The sequence below is a fragment of the Micromonospora sp. CPCC 205554 genome (assembly GCF_036902745.1).
GTDB lineage: Bacteria > Actinomycetota > Actinomycetes > Mycobacteriales > Micromonosporaceae > Micromonospora > Micromonospora tulbaghiae.
The window spans coordinates 1-15,430 of sequence record NZ_JBAKHP010000042.1 but is presented as its reverse complement, the minus strand read 5'-3'; the positions used below and the strand labels follow the sequence as shown (position 1 = coordinate 15,430).

15 protein-coding genes and 1 tRNA gene are annotated in these 15,430 nt (G+C 71.7%); 14 read left to right on the top strand and 2 right to left on the bottom strand.

The annotated features are described in order from the left end of the window. Nucleotides 1-80: 80 nt before the first annotated feature. Nucleotides 81-1,811 (top strand): CTP synthase, encoded by a 1,731-nt coding sequence (locus tag V6U82_RS29555; protein WP_128138572.1) that lies wholly within the window; start codon nucleotides 81-83, stop codon nucleotides 1,809-1,811. A 34-nt stretch (nucleotides 1,812-1,845) separates the two neighbouring features. Then, the gene (locus V6U82_RS29550; RefSeq protein ID WP_128138573.1) at nucleotides 1,846-2,451 is read left to right on the top strand and encodes an NUDIX domain-containing protein; all 606 of its coding nucleotides are present in this window, start codon (nucleotides 1,846-1,848) and stop codon (nucleotides 2,449-2,451) included. 63 nt (nucleotides 2,452-2,514) lie between these two features. On the opposite strand, the gene V6U82_RS29545 is transcribed toward V6U82_RS29550, so the two are convergent. Next, nucleotides 2,515-2,829, bottom strand: a complete 315-nt coding sequence (locus V6U82_RS29545) for a TM2 domain-containing protein (RefSeq protein ID WP_435124872.1) — start codon at nucleotides 2,827-2,829, stop codon at nucleotides 2,515-2,517. Nucleotides 2,830-3,054: 225 nt separating this feature from the next. On the opposite strand from V6U82_RS29545, the gene ald reads away from it, so the two are divergent. The 12 genes from ald (at nucleotide 3,055) to V6U82_RS29485 (ending at nucleotide 14,985) form a co-directional block, all read left to right on the top strand. Beyond that, nucleotides 3,055-4,170, top strand: coding sequence for an alanine dehydrogenase (gene ald / locus V6U82_RS29540; RefSeq protein ID WP_018788824.1), 1,116 nt, complete (start codon nucleotides 3,055-3,057; stop codon nucleotides 4,168-4,170). 11 nt (nucleotides 4,171-4,181) lie between these two features. After that, nucleotides 4,182-5,153: a tyrosine recombinase gene (locus V6U82_RS29535; protein ID WP_334467110.1), complete on the top strand. Its 972-nt coding sequence runs from the start codon at nucleotides 4,182-4,184 to the stop codon at nucleotides 5,151-5,153. A gap of 194 nt (nucleotides 5,154-5,347) precedes the next feature. Beyond that, complete coding sequence (locus V6U82_RS29530) at nucleotides 5,348-6,271, top strand: ParA family protein (protein ID WP_013285595.1); 924 nt, start codon at nucleotides 5,348-5,350, stop codon at nucleotides 6,269-6,271. Nucleotides 6,272-6,312: 41 nt separating this feature from the next. Beyond that, nucleotides 6,313-7,326: a segregation and condensation protein A gene (locus tag V6U82_RS29525; RefSeq protein ID WP_334467101.1), complete on the top strand. Its 1,014-nt coding sequence runs from the start codon at nucleotides 6,313-6,315 to the stop codon at nucleotides 7,324-7,326. Nucleotides 7,327-7,330: 4 nt separating this feature from the next. Next, complete coding sequence (scpB, locus tag V6U82_RS29520) at nucleotides 7,331-8,371, top strand: SMC-Scp complex subunit ScpB (RefSeq protein WP_128138043.1); 1,041 nt, start codon at nucleotides 7,331-7,333, stop codon at nucleotides 8,369-8,371. Beyond that, nucleotides 8,358-9,128, top strand: a complete 771-nt coding sequence (locus V6U82_RS29515; protein ID WP_151013622.1) for a pseudouridine synthase — start codon at nucleotides 8,358-8,360, stop codon at nucleotides 9,126-9,128. The genes scpB and V6U82_RS29515 overlap by 14 nt, the downstream gene beginning before the upstream one ends. Nucleotides 9,129-9,299: 171 nt before the next feature. After that, on the top strand, nucleotides 9,300-9,980 hold the full coding sequence (gene cmk / locus V6U82_RS29510) for a (d)CMP kinase (protein ID WP_334467093.1): 681 nt from the start codon (nucleotides 9,300-9,302) through the stop codon (nucleotides 9,978-9,980). A gap of 182 nt (nucleotides 9,981-10,162) precedes the next feature. After that, nucleotides 10,163-11,569, top strand: a complete 1,407-nt coding sequence (der, locus tag V6U82_RS29505; protein ID WP_435124834.1) for a ribosome biogenesis GTPase Der — start codon at nucleotides 10,163-10,165, stop codon at nucleotides 11,567-11,569. A gap of 138 nt (nucleotides 11,570-11,707) precedes the next feature. Continuing rightward, nucleotides 11,708-11,781: transfer RNA gene (locus tag V6U82_RS29500), tRNA-Pro, on the top strand. 254 nt (nucleotides 11,782-12,035) lie between these two features. Beyond that, entirely contained in the window at nucleotides 12,036-13,271 is a 1,236-nt protein-coding gene (locus V6U82_RS29495) for a hypothetical protein (protein ID WP_334467090.1), read from the top strand. 511 nt (nucleotides 13,272-13,782) lie between these two features. After that, nucleotides 13,783-14,457 (top strand): hypothetical protein, encoded by a 675-nt coding sequence (locus tag V6U82_RS29490; RefSeq protein ID WP_334467088.1) that lies wholly within the window; start codon nucleotides 13,783-13,785, stop codon nucleotides 14,455-14,457. Between the two features lie 48 nt (nucleotides 14,458-14,505). Then, nucleotides 14,506-14,985 (top strand): hypothetical protein, encoded by a 480-nt coding sequence (locus V6U82_RS29485; protein ID WP_334467086.1) that lies wholly within the window; start codon nucleotides 14,506-14,508, stop codon nucleotides 14,983-14,985. 199 nt (nucleotides 14,986-15,184) lie between these two features. Here the strand turns inward: V6U82_RS29485 and V6U82_RS29480 are convergent. Then, nucleotides 15,185-15,430, bottom strand: a 246-nt coding sequence (locus V6U82_RS29480) for an LPXTG cell wall anchor domain-containing protein (protein WP_334467083.1), incomplete at its 5' end; no start/stop codon positions are given.

Sequence of the window (15,430 nt, the reverse complement as noted above, 5' to 3'; positions counted from 1 at the left end):
GAATCCCGTGGATCGCGTGATCACTCTGCTGATCGGCACGGCGGTTCGCACGACCGCTACGGACGACACGGGAGCAGGCGTTGGCCCCTACAGCACGGACGACCAGGCACATTTTCGTCACCGGGGGCGTCGCCTCCTCGCTGGGTAAGGGCCTCACCGCCTCCAGCCTCGGCAGTCTGCTGACCGCGCGCGGACTGCGCGTGGTGATGCAGAAGCTCGACCCGTACCTGAACGTCGACCCCGGCACGATGAACCCGTTCCAGCACGGCGAGGTCTTCGTCACCGAGGACGGCGCCGAGACCGACCTCGACGTCGGGCACTACGAGCGGTTCCTCGACCGGGACCTCTCCGGCAAGGCGAACGTGACCACCGGCCAGATCTACTCGGCCGTGATCGCCAAGGAGCGGCGCGGGGAGTACCTCGGCGACACGGTGCAGGTCATCCCGCACATCACCAACGAGATCAAGGCCCGCATCCGCGGCATGGCCGATCCGGACGCCGACGGCCAGGTGCCCGACGTGGTGATCACCGAGGTCGGCGGCACGGTCGGCGACATCGAGTCGCTGCCGTTCCTGGAGTCGATCCGGCAGATCCGCCACGACCTGGGCCGGGACAACTGCTTCTACCTGCACGTGTCGCTGGTGCCGTACCTGGCGCCGTCGGGCGAGCTGAAGACCAAGCCGACCCAGCACTCGGTGGCGCAGCTGCGCAGCATCGGCATCCAGCCCGACGCGCTGGTGCTGCGCTGCGACCGGGAGATTCCGGACAAGGTCAAGGAGAAGCTGTCGCTGTACTGCGACGTCGACCGGGAGGCGGTCACCGCCGCGCCGGACGCGCCGAGCATCTACGACATCCCGAAGGTGCTGCACCGCGAGGGCCTCGACGCGTACGTGGTGCGCCGGCTCGGCCTGTCGTTCCGCGACGTGGACTGGACCCGCTGGGACGACCTGCTGGAGCGGGTGCACCAGCCCCGGCACACGATCACCGTCGCGCTCGTCGGCAAGTACGTCGACCTGCCCGACGCGTACCTGTCGGTGAGCGAGGCGATCCGGGCGGCCGGGTTCGGCCACCGCGCCCGGGTGCAGCTCAAGTGGGTGCCCAGCGACGACTGCGTGACCCCGGCGGGCGCCGCCGCCGCGCTGTCCGGCGTCGACGGCATCGTCATCCCCGGCGGCTTCGGCGTCCGCGGCATCGAGGGCAAGGTCGGCACCGCCCGGTACGCGCGGGAGAACGGCATCCCGCTGCTGGGCCTCTGCCTCGGCCTGCAGTGCATGACCATCGAGGTGGCCCGCCACCTGGCCAACCTCGACGGGGCGAACTCCCTCGAATTCGACGAGGAGGCCGTGCACCCGGTCATCGCCACCATGGCCGACCAGGAGGACATCGTCGCCGGGCGCGGCGACCTGGGCGGCACCATGCGGCTCGGGGCCTACCCGGCGAAGCTGGCCGAGGGCTCGATCGTCGCCGAGGCGTACGGCAGCACCGAGGTCAGCGAGCGCCACCGGCACCGGTACGAGGTGAACAACGCCTACCGCGACCAGCTCACCAAGGCCGGCCTGACCATCTCCGGCACCTCGCCCGACGGGCGGCTGGTCGAGTTCGTCGAGCTGGACCGCAACCTGCACCCCTTCTTCGTGGCCACCCAGGCGCACCCGGAACTCAAGAGCCGGCCCACCCGCCCGCACCCGCTGTTCGCCGCGTTCGTCGGCGCCGCCGTGGCGTACTCGCAGGCCGACCAGCTGCCGGTGGACCTGGACGGCGCGTCGAAGAAGGCCGGCCGCGGCGGTGGCGCGAAGGCGTCCGCGAAGTGAGCGGCCGGTCCGCGCGAGCGTGCGGGGAGGCGGCGTGAGCGGCGTCGAGCACCGGTACGACGTGACCGGCCGCCGGGAGATCTGGTCCGGCCGGATCTTCTCCGTGGTCAGCGACGACGTCACCATGCCCGGCGGCGGCACCGCGACCCGCGACTACGTGCGGCACGTCGGCGCCGTCGCCGTGGTGGCGCTCGACGACGCCGGTCAGGTGGTGCTGATCCGCCAGTACCGGCACCCGGTCGGCCGGCACCTGTGGGAGCTGCCCGCCGGGCTGATGGACGTCGGCGGCGAGGACCTGGCCGCCGCCGCGCTGCGGGAACTGGCCGAGGAGGCGGACCTCACCGCGGGCCGCGTCGACGTGCTCGTCGACCTGCACAGCTCGCCCGGCTTCGCCGACGAGGTGGTGCGGGTCTTCCTGGCCCGCGACCTGGCCGACGTGCCGGCCGGCCAGCGACACGACCGGCACGACGAGGAGGCCGACCTCCAGGTGGTCCGCGTGGACCTGGACGAGGCGGTGCGGATGGTGCTGGCGGGCGAGATCACCAACGCGTCCTGCGTGGCGGGGCTGCTCGCCGCCGCCCGCGCCCGCGACACCGGCTTCACCGAGCTGCGCCGCCCGGAGGCGCCGCTGCCGCGCTGATCCGCAGACGACGAGGGGCCGCCCGGCGCACTGCGCCGGGCGGCCCCTTCCGTGCGCCTGCGGTCAGTCCCGCAGCGGGCGTCCCTGCCCGTCGACACCGCCGTTGACGAGGATCAGGATGCCGTCGACGAGGCCCCAGATCGCGCCGAAGCCGCACGTCACGAGCGTGACGATGAGCTGGATGACACCGGTCTTGGTGTCGCCCATGTAGAACCGGCCGATGCCGAAGCCGCCGAGCAGGATCTGAAGAACACCCGCGACGACCTTGCTCTTGTCCGAGACGCCCTGCGGGTACTGCTGATAAGGAGTGGTCATGAGCGGACACAATAGTGATCGGTTCACGTCCTGTCGGCCTCGCGGCTCAGCCGATGGGAAGATGTCATCGAACTTTGTCCTGTCGGCGGATGGCGTCTCCACCGGGCAGTCCGAGGCATGCCTGACACACCGTCAGGACCAGCGGGCACCGGATGTCACAGTGTCGCCGTCAGTGGGCTTCCCACGGGCCTAGACTGCCGCCGGCGGGACAGGAGGACCGCGCCGGCAACGGAGCCGGCGCGGCCACGCAGTCGGGGGTGAGCCGCCCCGGAGGAAGGTGTCTGCATCGTGAAGGTCGGAATCCCCCGCGAGGTCAAGAACCACGAGTACCGGGTGGCGATCACGCCCGCCGGCGTCAACGAGTTCACCCGCCACGGCCACGAGGTCTTCGTGGAGGCAGGCGCCGGAGTCGGTTCCAGCATCACCGACGACGAGTTCGCCGCCGCCGGCGCGAAGATCCTGGCCACCGCCGACGAGGTGTGGGACACCGCCGAGCTGGTGCTCAAGGTCAAGGAGCCGATCGCCGAGGAGTACCACCGGATGCGCGAGGGGCAGGTGCTGTTCACGTACCTGCACCTGGCCGCGTCCCGCGAGTGCACCGACGCGCTGGTCGACCGGAAGGTCACCGGCATCGCGTACGAGACGGTCGAGCTGCCCGACCGGTCGCTGCCGCTGCTCGCCCCGATGTCCGAGGTGGCCGGCCGGCTCGCCCCGCAGGTGGGCGCCTTCTACATGATGCGCACCGGCGGCGGGCGGGGCGTGCTGCCCGGCGGTGTGTCCGGCGTGTACGCCGCGAAGACCGTGGTCATCGGCGCGGGCGTGTCCGGCCTGAACGCCGCCGCCATCGCGCTGGGCCTGCAGTCCGAGGTGCTGCTGCTGGACAAGAACGTGGCCCGGCTGCGCTCCGCCGACGCCATCTACCGGGGCCACCTGCAGACCGTCGCCTCCAACGCGTACGAGATCGAGCGGGCCGTGCTCGACGCGGACCTGGTCATCGGCGCGGTGCTGGTGCCCGGCGCGAAGGCCCCGAAGCTCATCTCCAACGAGCTGGTGTCCCGGATGAAGCCGGGCAGCGTCCTCGTCGACATCGCCATCGACCAGGGCGGCTGCTTCGAGGACTCGCGCCCGACCACGCACGCCGACCCGGTCTACAAGGTCCACGACTCGATCTTCTACTGCGTGGCGAACATGCCCGGCGCGGTGCCGAACACCAGCACCTACGCGCTGACGAACGTCACCCTGCCGTACGCCCTCGAACTGGCCAACCAGGGCTGGCAGCAGGCGCTGCGCAACGACCCGGCACTGGCCCTGGGCCTGAACACCCACGCCGGCAAGGTGGTCTACGGCCCGGTCGCCGAGGCGCACGGCATGGACGTGCTGCCGCTGGACGAGGTGCTGAGCTGACCGAAGCCGCGGTGCGCAGGGCCGGCGCGGAACCCGCGCCGGCCCTGCGCCGTGCGGTCCGGACCTACCTGGACCACCTCACCGTCGAACGCGGGCTGTCCGCGAACACGCTCGCCTCGTACCGCCGGGACCTGGACCGGTACCTCGCCACCCTGGCCGCGGCCGGGGTGGACGACCTGGCCGCCGCCGGCCCCGCGCAGGTCGAGGCCCACCTGGCCCGGCTGCGCGCGGGCGACGACGACCACCCGCCGCTCGCCGTCTCCTCCGCCGCCCGCGCGGCCAGCGCGGTACGCGGCCTGCACCGCTTCGCGCTGCGCGAGGGACTGGCCGGCGCCGACCCCAGCCGCGACGTCCGTCCGCCCGCGCCGCCGCGCCGGCTGCCCCGCGCGCTGCCCGTCGACGCGGTCCTGCGGCTGCTGGAGGCCGCCGGCCTGCCCGGCGCCACCGGCGACGCCGCCGCCCGCGCGCTGCGCGACCGGGCGCTGCTGGAGTTCCTGTACGGCACCGGCGCGCGCATCTCCGAGGCGGTCGGCGCCGCCGTCGACGACCTCGACCTGGACGCCGGCACCGTGCTGCTGCGCGGCAAGGGCGGCCGGACCCGGCTGGTCCCGGTCGGCGGGTACGCGGCCGACGCGCTGCGCGCCTGGCTGGTCCGGGGCCGCCCGGCGCTGCTCGCCGCCGGGCGCGGCACCCACGCGGTCTTCGTCAACGCGCGCGGCGGCCCGCTCACCCGGCAGGGTGCCTGGACCGTGCTGCGCACCGCCGCCGCCCGCGCCGGCCTGCCGGTCGACGGACCCGACGCGGTCTCGCCGCACACGCTGCGCCACTCGTACGCCACCCACCTGCTCGACGGCGGCGCGGACGTGCGCGTGGTGCAGGAACTGCTCGGCCACGCCTCGGTGACCACCACCCAGGTCTACACGCTCGTCACGGTGGAGCGGCTGCGCGAGGTGTACGCGACAGCCCATCCCCGGGCTCGCTGAGCGCCGGCGTCGTGAGGCCCGGCTGACGGGCGGCCGACACGCCGACCCGCTACCGAACGCGCTGCTGGCCGGTGGCGTACAGTCGGCATCGGCGCGGGCCTCCAGGTGCGACGGACCGGGGGTGCGCAGCGGCGCCGCGAGGGACGTCGGACGGCTCCGACGCCGGGTGGTCGTCGGGAGGGGGCAACGAGGACATGGCAGGAAACGGTGACCGTGCCGAGACCTGGACGTCGGAGCTCCGTGAGCAGCAGGCGACGCTCGGCGCCGATCTCGGCCCCGCCGACCCGGCCGCGTACACCATGCGCAAGCCGATCCCCGAACCCATGCCGACCGACCGGCACGGCCCCGCGCGGATCATCGCGATGGCCAACCAGAAGGGCGGCGTCGGCAAGACCACGACGACCATCAACCTGGGCGCGGCCCTGGCCGAGTACGGCCGCAAGGTGCTGCTCGTCGACTTCGACCCGCAGGGCGCCCTCTCCGTCGGGCTGGGCGTCAACCCGCACAACCTGGACCTGTCGGTCTACAACCTGCTGATGCAGGACGACGTCACCGCCGAGGACGTCCTGATCAAGACCGACGTGGCCGGGCTGCACCTGCTTCCCGCGAACATCGACCTCTCCGCCGCCGAGATCCAGCTGGTCAACGAGGTCGCCCGGGAGATGGCCCTGGCGCGGGTGCTGCGCACCATCCGCAAGGAGTACGACTTCATCCTGATCGACTGCCAGCCCTCGCTGGGCCTGCTGGCGATCAACGCGCTCACCGTCGCGCACGGCGTGCTCATCCCGCTGGAGTGCGAGTTCTTCAGCCTGCGCGGTGTGGCGCTGCTGCTGGACACCATCGACAAGGTCCGCGAGCGGCTCAACTTCGACCTGGAACTCGAAGGCATCCTCGCCACCATGTACGACAGCCGCACCACCCACTGCCGCCAGGTGCTGCAGCGGGTGGTCGAGGCGTTCGGCGACAAGGTCTACCAGACCGTCATCACCAAGACGGTGAAGTTCCCCGAGTCCACGGTGGCCGGCGCCCCGATCACCACCCTCGACCCGGCCTCCTCCGGCGCGCGCAACTACCGGCAGCTCGCCCGGGAGGTCATCGCCGCCCAGGCGGACCGGTAGGGCGCACGCCGGCCGCCCGCCGCGTCGTCTACGGTTTCCCGGTGACCGCACCGCCCCTCGACCCGCCGCACGGCACCGGCGACTCCGCCGTCGCCGCGGAGCTGGCGGCCGAGGTCGACGGTGTGGTGCCCGCCGACCCGGGCACCGGCGAGCAGACGAGTGGCTTCACGGTCCGGCTGGACAACTTCACCGGCCCGTTCGACCTGCTGCTCCAGCTGATCAGCAAGCACAAGCTGGACGTCACCGAGGTGGCGCTGCACAAGGTCACCGACGAGTTCATCGCGTACCTGCGCGCCATGGGCGACCAGTGGGACCTGGACGAGACGAGCGAGTTCCTTCTCGTCGCCGCCACCCTGCTCGACCTGAAGGCGGCCCGGCTGCTGCCGTCGGCCGAGGTGGAGGACGAGGAGGACCTGGCGCTGCTGGAGGCGCGGGACCTGCTGTTCGCCCGGCTGTTGCAGTACAAGGCGTACAAGGAGGCCGCCGCGCACATCGCCGAGCTGGAGGCGGTCGGCGGCCGGCGCTACCCGCGGGCGGTCACCCTCGAACCGCGGTACGCCGACGCGCTGCCCGACCTGGTGCTCGGCATCGGTCCGGAGCGGCTGCGCACGCTCGCGGTCAAGGCGATGAGCCCGAAACCGGTGCCCGAGGTCTCCATCGCGCACGTGCACATGGTCCGGGTCAGCGTCCGGGAACACGCCGGCGTCATCGCCGACCGGCTGCGCCGCGCCGGGGTCGCCACGTTCTCGCTGCTCTGCGCCGACTGCGAGATGACGCTCGAGGTGGTGGCCCGGTTCCTGGCGCTGCTGGAGCTGTACCGGCAAGGGCTTGTGGCGTTCGTGCAGGAGCAGGCGCTGGAGGAACTGACCGTCCGCTGGACCGGCCCGGCCGACGGGGAGGCCGAGCTGACTGTCGACGAGTACGCCGGCACCCCCGAGCCCACGACCACGTCCGTCCCCGCCGCCGACGCCGCCACCGCGCCGAGCGATGCTGCCGCATCCGACGCCGCCGTGCCCCCCGAGGCGGCGGACGAACCCGCACCGACGCAGGAGTGAACGGATGAGCGACGAGGAACGGCGCGACTCCCTGGCCGACCAGGCTGCCGCCTGGGTGCCCCCGTGGGAGCGCCCCACCCCGCCCAGGCTCGCCCCGGACGACTCCCGCTCGCCCGCCGAGCAGCCCGAACCCGAGATCGCGGGCACGGCCGACTCCCGGGGAGCAGATCTCGACGCGACACCGGACTCCTCGGCGGATCTTGGAAGCGAAGGGCCCTCAGAGGGGCCCATTCCTTCCAAGATCGCCGCAGATGTCCCGCCCACGCCGGATCTTGGTACGGGGGCGCCCCGTGAAGGGCGGGAGCGTACCAAGATCGCGGGAGAGGGCGGGACGGGTGACGCTGACGGGCGCGTCGGGTCGCCGTCCGACACCGGTCCCGACGGCACGCCCACCCACGAACCGGAGCAGCGGGTGAGCGGGGGAGCGGGTGCTGAGGGCGTACCCCCGAAGCGGGGACGGCGGCGGACGGCGCCGGAACCGGTGCCCGCGCCGGTCCTGGACGACGCGGAGCTGCGGGGCGCCCTGGAGGCGATCCTGCTCGTGGTGGACCAGCCGGTGAGCGAGCTGGTCCTGGCCGAGGTCCTCGAACAGGCCCCCGAGCGGGTCGGCGCGATGCTCGACGAGATCGCCGCCGGATACACCGCCGCCGGGCACGGATTCGACCTGCGCCGGGCCGCGGGTGGCTGGCGTCTCTACACCCGGCCGGAATACGCGACGTACGTGGAACGGTTCGTACTGGACGGGCAGTCCGTGCGGCTGACCCAGGCCGCGCTGGAGACCCTCGCCGTGGTCGCCTACCGGCAGCCGGTGACCCGTTCGCGCATCTCGGCCATCCGGGGTGTCAACTGCGACGGGGTGCTCCGTACCCTGGTGGGTCGCGGCCTGGTCGAGGAGTGCGGCACCGAGGCGGACAGCGGTGCCTACCTCTACCGGACCACCACCATGTTCCTGGAGAAGCTGGGGCTGAACTCGGTGGACGACCTGCCGCCGCTCGCCCCGTTCCTCCCCGACGACGTAGAAGAGCTTGCCGATGCGACGCGATGACCGTGCCCCGAAGCCCGACGCCCCCGTGTACGAGGGCGCCGAGCGCCTCCAGAAGGTGCTCGCCGCCGCGGGGGTGGGTTCCCGGCGCGCCTGCGAGGACCTGATCTTCCGGCGCCGGGTCACCGTGAACGGGCGGGTGGCGCAGCTCGGCGACAAGGCCGACCCGGCCCGCGACGTGATCGTCGTCGACGGGGAGCGGCTGCAGGCCGACGTCCGCCTCGTCTACGTGGCGATGAACAAGCCGCGCGGGGTGGTCACCACCATGGCTGACGAGAAGGGCCGCACCGAGCTCGCCGACTTCATCGGCGCGCGGCTGGAGCAGCGGGTCTACCACGTCGGGCGACTGGACGCCGACAGCGAGGGCCTGCTCCTGCTCACCAACGACGGCACCCTCGCCCACAAGCTCATGCACCCGTCGTACGAGGTACTCAAGACCTACCTCGCCGAGGTGGCCGGGCCGATCCCGCGCAACCTGGGCAAGCGGCTGACCGCCGGCGTCGAGCTGGAGGACGGGCCGGTGAAGGTCGACGGGTTCAAGCTGGTCGACACGCTGGGCAAAACCGCCCAGGTGGAGCTGACCCTGCACGAGGGGCGCAAGCACATCGTCCGGCGCCTGATGGCCGAGGTGGGACACCCGGTGAGCCGTCTGATCCGTACCTCGATCGGTCCGATCAAGCTCGGCGACCTGCGCACCGGGCGGATGCGGCGGCTGACCAACGCGGAGGTCGCCGCCCTGTTCAAGGCCGTGGGTGACTGACCCCGACGATCGGGGTACGGCTCCCGGTAGGCTTCGACGCGGTCCGCGGGCCGGCACACGCCGGCCCGGTGGGACGCCCGCGCGGCGCGGGCATGATTCAAGACAGAACATCCGCTCAACGGCGCCTGACACACCGGGCGACCCGCGAGGTACGGGCTGAGGAGGACAACGGTGGAGGAAAACGTACCGGCCGGGCGATGCGTGGTCGCTGTGGACGGGCCGTCCGGTTCGGGGAAGTCCACCGTGTCGCGGCGACTGGCGACGGGCCTCGGCGCCCGCTACCTCGACACCGGCGCCATGTACCGGGCGCTGACCTGGGCGGTCCTGCGTTCCGGCGTGGAACTCACCGACACCGAGTCGGTGGCCAAGGTCGCCGCCGAGGCCGACCTCCGCATCGGCACCGACCCCCAGGGGTACGCCGTGACCGTCGACGGCACCGACGTGTCCACCGCCATCCGCGGCGCCGAGGTGACCAAGGCGGTGTCGGCTGTGGCCGCGGTCGCAGCCGTACGCGAACTGCTCGTCGACCGGCAGCGGCGGGTGATCGCCGACGCGGGCCGGATCGTGGTCGAAGGCCGGGACATCGGCTCGGTGGTCGCGCCGGACGCGGACCTGAAGGTGTACCTGACCGCCTCCGAAGCGGCGCGCGCCCAGCGGCGCAGCGCCGAGGACGCCGCCGACGTCGCGGCGACCGCCGCCGACCTGGCCCGCCGGGACCGGCTCGACTCGACCCGCAAGGTCAACCCGCTGCAGCAGGCCCCCGACGCGGTGGTGCTGGACACCACCGAGCTGGGCATCGACGAGGTCGTGGCCCGCCTGCGGGAGATGCTCACGGAGCGGGGTGTCGCGTGAGCGCGAGGAGTGAGCGGGTTGTGCGAGCCCCGCAGTCGCGAACGAAGGGTGGCGCCGCGTGAGCGCGAGGAGTGAGCGGGTTGTGCGAGCCCCGCAGTCGCGAACGAAGGGTGGCGCCGCGTGAGCGCGAGGAGTGAGCGGGTTGTGCGAGCCCCGCAGTCGCGAACGAAGGGTGGCGCCGCGTGAGCGCGGATTTCGAAGGCTGGGTGGAGCTGCGCGAGCCGGAGGCCGACTCCGGTGAGCCGACCGGCCCGCAGCCCGTCGTGGCAGTGGTCGGCCGCCCCAACGTCGGCAAGTCCACGCTGGTCAACCGCATCATCGGCCGCCGGCAGGCGGTCGTGGAGGACATCCCCGGCGTGACCCGGGACCGGGTGCCCTACGACGCGCAGTGGAACGGCCGGTCGTTCACCGTCGTGGACACCGGCGGCTGGGAGCCCGACGCCAAGGACCGGGCCGCGGCCATCGCCGCGCAGGCCGAGATCGCGGTGGGCACCGCCGACGTGGTGCTGTTCGTGGTGGACGCCATGGTCGGCTCGACCGACGTGGACGAGGCCGCGGTGAAGATGCTGCGCCGCAGCGCCAAGCCGGTGATCCTGGTCGCCAACAAGGCCGACAACACCACCATCGAGATGGAGGCGACCTCGCTGTGGTCGCTCGGCCTCGGTGAGCCGTTCCCGGTGTCGGCGCTGCACGGCCGCGGCTCCGGCGACCTGCTCGACGCCATCCTGGACGCGCTGCCCGAGGCGCCGAAGATCGTGGAGAACCGGCCGCGCGGCCCGCGCCGGGTGGCACTGGTCGGCCGCCCCAACGTCGGCAAGTCCAGCCTGCTCAACCGCTTCTCCGGGGAGGAGCGGGCGGTCGTCGACTCGGTCGCCGGCACCACAGTCGACCCGGTCGACAGCCTGGTCGAGATCGGCGGCGAGACGTGGCAGCTGGTCGACACCGCCGGCCTGCGCAAGCGGGTCGGCAAGGCCAGCGGCACCGAGTACTACGCCAGCCTGCGGACCGCCTCGGCGATCGAGGCGGCCGAGGTCGCCGTGGTGCTGATCGACTCCAGCGAGGTGATCAGCGAGCAGGACCAGCGGATCCTCACCATGGTCGTCGAATCCGGCCGGGCGCTGGTCATCGCGTTCAACAAGTGGGACCTCGTCGACGGTGACCGCCGCTACTACCTGGACAAGGAGATCGACCGGGAGCTGCGGCGCATCCCCTGGGCGATCCGGCTGAACCTGTCCGCGAAGACCGGCCGCGCCGTCGACAAGCTCGCGCCCGCGCTGCGCAAGGCCCTGGCGAGCTGGGAGACGCGCATCCCGACCGCGCAGCTCAACCAGTGGCTCACCGCGCTGGTCCAGGCCACCCCGCACCCGGTACGCGGCGGACGCGCGCCACGCATCCTGTTCGCGACCCAGGCCGGGGCGGCACCGCCGCGCTTCGTGCTGTTCACCACCGGACCGCTGGACGCCGGCTACCAGCGCTTCGTCGAGCGCAAGCTCCGCGAGGAGTTCGGCTACGAGGGCAGCCCCATCGAGATTTCGGTACGCCCGCGCAAGAAGCTGGGCCCGGGCGGCCGGGGCAAGGCCCACGGCTGACCCGTTCTCTGCTGCACGCCACCCTCCTAGGACGCTCTAGGGGGTGTGGCGCGCGGCGCGGGTGGGGCCTCTGCGCACGGTGCGAAGATCCTGCGCTAAGCTGTACCGGCTGCCGCGGGGGAGACCTGGCGGGGGCATCGGGACGTGGCGCAGCTTGGTAGCGCACTTGACTGGGGGTCAAGGGGTCGTCGGTTCGAATCCGGCCGTCCCGACAGGTTGACCTGGGGAGATGAAGATCTTCTCCGGTAACGGCGGTAACATCCGGTAACGGATGATCTTTGTTGGCGGTAACCGCGTGCATGGCTGGCCGCCGGCATGCTCGGCTTGGAACGCTCTGACCTGCCGCTTCTTCTGCGTTTGTGGATGAGGCGGCATTTTGGTCTCTTGATTCCGCGTCAAGCGCTGCAGATGCTGCTGGCTGTCGCTTCGCCGGGCGGCTCGGCGGTTCTGCTGGATAGCAGGGTTGATGGCTGGCCGCCGCGTCGTGCTGGGTGAGCTGACGGGTGGACCGGTGTCGGATCCGTCGGCCGTTGTGTCGTGGTATGAACGTGCCGTGCCGATCACCGTTGATGATGATCTGTTGAATCGTGCGGGTGAGCTGAAGCAGCAGTTGGTGGCGTTCTCGCAGCAGCGACGTTATGACCGGGCGTTCGATGATGTGCTGGCGGACCAGCACGACGGGCGCGTTGCACTCGATGAGCACGCTTTGATGATCCTCTGGGACTACTTCGTCCTGGAGCATCGGCTGCGTAACGGCCGGACGGTGGTGGAGCAGTTCGTCGCCGCGCACCCGGACTTGTCCGAGCCGGAGCGTCAGATGCTGCTCGGGTGGCGGGACGTGGTGCAGGGGCCGTTCGAGGTGCAGGGACGCGACGGGGCGGCGTTGATCGTGGTGAACCTCGTGGATGAGTTGACCTACCGAGTGCGTTCCAACATGGGGTCATCGGTGTTCCGGCGTACGCCGCGTCGGTCGTTCCTGCTCGCTCGGCTGGTGGCGGTGGGCCAGGAGTGGATGATCAGTGGCCCGATGAACGTGTGGCGGCCGCAGGAGCGAGACGTCGCCTACCAGATGGCGTTGGAGATGTCGCTGCGTGCACCGGAGGCGGTGTACCGGAACCCGGAGAAGCTGGCCCAAGCGTGGGAGCTGCAACGTCAGGATCGGGACCGGTTCGTGCGGTTCTTCGGCGGCGACCTGGTGGTGGTGCCCGGTGATGAGGTCGCCGAGCGGATGGCCGACTACCACGCGTTCTGCCGTGCGGAGGTGGTGGCCACGTCGCGGGCTTCCGAGCGGGCCGTACAGAAGGCACCGATGTTTGAGTTGCCGCCGGATGTGGTGGACGCGGAGACAGTGGGGATGATCTACGACGAAGTCGACGGGTTGGGTTTCTACGCCGAGTTCGGGCTGGTGGAGGCGGCGTTCGCGAATCCGGACCTGCTGCGCCGACGCCGCCACCGGGAGCACACGCTGGCGTACCTGCAGGAAGACAGCGTCGGCCCGCTGGTGCTGCTGCGGCTGGCCGCGCGTGATCCCGAGCGGGCCAGTGTGGTGTTCCGGCGGCTGCTGAAGAAGCCGCGTTTCGACTGGACCCGCGACGGGGAGGAACTTCTCCGCGCACACAAGCCGGAGCACTTCCGACGGGCGCCGCGACCGCGGGTCAGCCCGGTCAGCGAGCGGCTGGCCGCGTACGCCCGCCGTCGCTGAGGCGCCGTCGGGTGCTGCGCCAGGTCCACTCGGGCCTGGGCCGGGCAGGGAACGGCGTGAGGCCGAGGTGGCGCCGGTAGGCGGCGTGGATCCAGGCGGTGACAGTTTACGACGTGAACGCCAGGCCGGCGAGGTGACCTCGCCTGCGCCGTCCGGGCCTTGGCAGGTGGCCACGATGCCACGTGCCTCGTTCGTGTAGTCGATCGAGGTGACGGTGACCGGGTGGCCGCGGTGGGTAGGAGTGTTTCGTCGTCGATCACGGCGAGGGACGCGCTGTGTTGCTGGTTGGCGCCGTAGGCGTCGACGAGGATCGCCCCGATCCCGTTGTCCAGATCCTGGTCATTCGGCATGCTCCACCCGATAGGGTGGCGCGTTCCCGAGGCCGGGTCGCGGTCTGCTGAGATGGACAGATGACCGGTGACGATCTGATGGTGTTGGCGGATCGGCTGCGCTGGGATCGCCGGCGGGATCCCTACCGGGGTCGACGGGAATACTACAGACCGCCCGCCAGGTGGCCGAGGAGTGCGCTCGGCTGGTCGCCGAGGGGTCAGCGGATCTCGCGGTGCCGATGTTGCGCAAGGCCGTCGACCGCATCACCCGGGCCCTGATGTATCTGGATGACTCCTCCGGAATCATCGGAGACGACCTGCAGGAGCTCATGGACCTGTACGCGAAGGCATGTGCGGCGGCGCTGCCGAACCCGGTCAGCCTAACCGGCTGGCTGGTGAAGCTGGAGTGCGACGGTCCCGGCTGGCCCCGCGTCCGACTGGCCGACTTCGCTCCCGCACTGGGCAAGCGGGGGATCGCGGAGGTGGAGCGGCTGGTCGCCGAGCGGGCACGTGTCGCCGACCCGTGGACCGCCGGGTTCGCGGTCCGTGACTTGCGCGAGCAGCTCGCTGAGGTGTCGGGCGATGTCGATCGCTACGTTGCCGTGCTGGCCGAGCACCTGACCAATGCCGTGCAGTACCAACGGATCGCCGAGGTGCTACATGCCGCCGGGCGCCGGGACGAGGCGATCGGCTGGGCCCGGCGGGGCGTGGCCGCCAACCCTGGCTCGCCCTACACCGACCGGCTCCGCGACCTTTTGGTCAGCATGCTCCTCGCCGCTGATGACACGTGGGTGCTGTGCTGGTCCGGCGGGAGGAGTTCGGCCGGCATCCCACCGCTGCCGAATACCGATCGTTGATCGACACGGCGGGGGGCGGCCGGCGGCGACGATCCGACGGGTTGGGCGTTGGAGGTGCTGCGCGACCGGGTCGACCAGGAGCCGGTGTACGCCTCGGAGTTGGTCGGCGTGCTGGTGGCGGTGGGCCGCGAAGATGAGGCCTGGCAGGAGGCCCTTCGCCACCGGCGGTGGCTCGGCGGGCCGCAGTGGCAGACCCTGCTGGAAAGGCGGGCCGTGATGCATCCGGAGGAGGTGATCCAGCCGTACCGGGACCTTGTCGAGCAGGCGATCCTCAATTCGGCTGACAAACGGCGCTACCGACGGGCCGTCGCGTTGCTTGCGGCCCTGCGGGCGGCGTACCAGGCGGCAGAAGAGGCCGCGGCGTTCGGGCGGTACCTCGCGGAGATGCGGCGCGGCCGTGCCATCACGTACGGGTGGAGCCCTAAGCCGAGGGCCGCGCCGGCAAGCAGGGCCGTCAGAGCGAGCGCCGCACGCTTCGCCCACCCTCGGCCATTGCCCGGACCCGACGTCAATGGGCGTCGGCGCTGAGGGCTCGGCTGCTCTGCTTCTGCGCCGATGCTGTGGGCCGGTGATGGCGGTGCCGGGCGGGGAACGGGCGCAAGCGCAGGCGCCCGGCCGGGCGCGGTGGCGGGAACGTCCTCGGTCGAGGATGGCCAGACCGCCCGGTCCGGGTGCTGCGTCGTCACTGCCTACTCCAACCTGCTGCCGTAGCTGCATTGGCTGCGGTTCATCGCGTTCTGCGGCGTCCTGCCAGCAGCAGGCCAACGCCGCCGATCAGGGCCGCGGCCCCGGTGCCGACGATTGGTACGAGCCGGTCGCCCGTGACCGGCAGCGACGGTCCGGACGGATCGGTAGGGGCGCCGGCTGTGTCTGGGCTGCCGCTGCGATGCGCAGTGCCGGCGCCGGGCTGGGTTGCGTCCCGCCGGGTGGTGTAGAAGCTGACCTGCCACGGCGTGCCGCCGAGGTAGGGGTG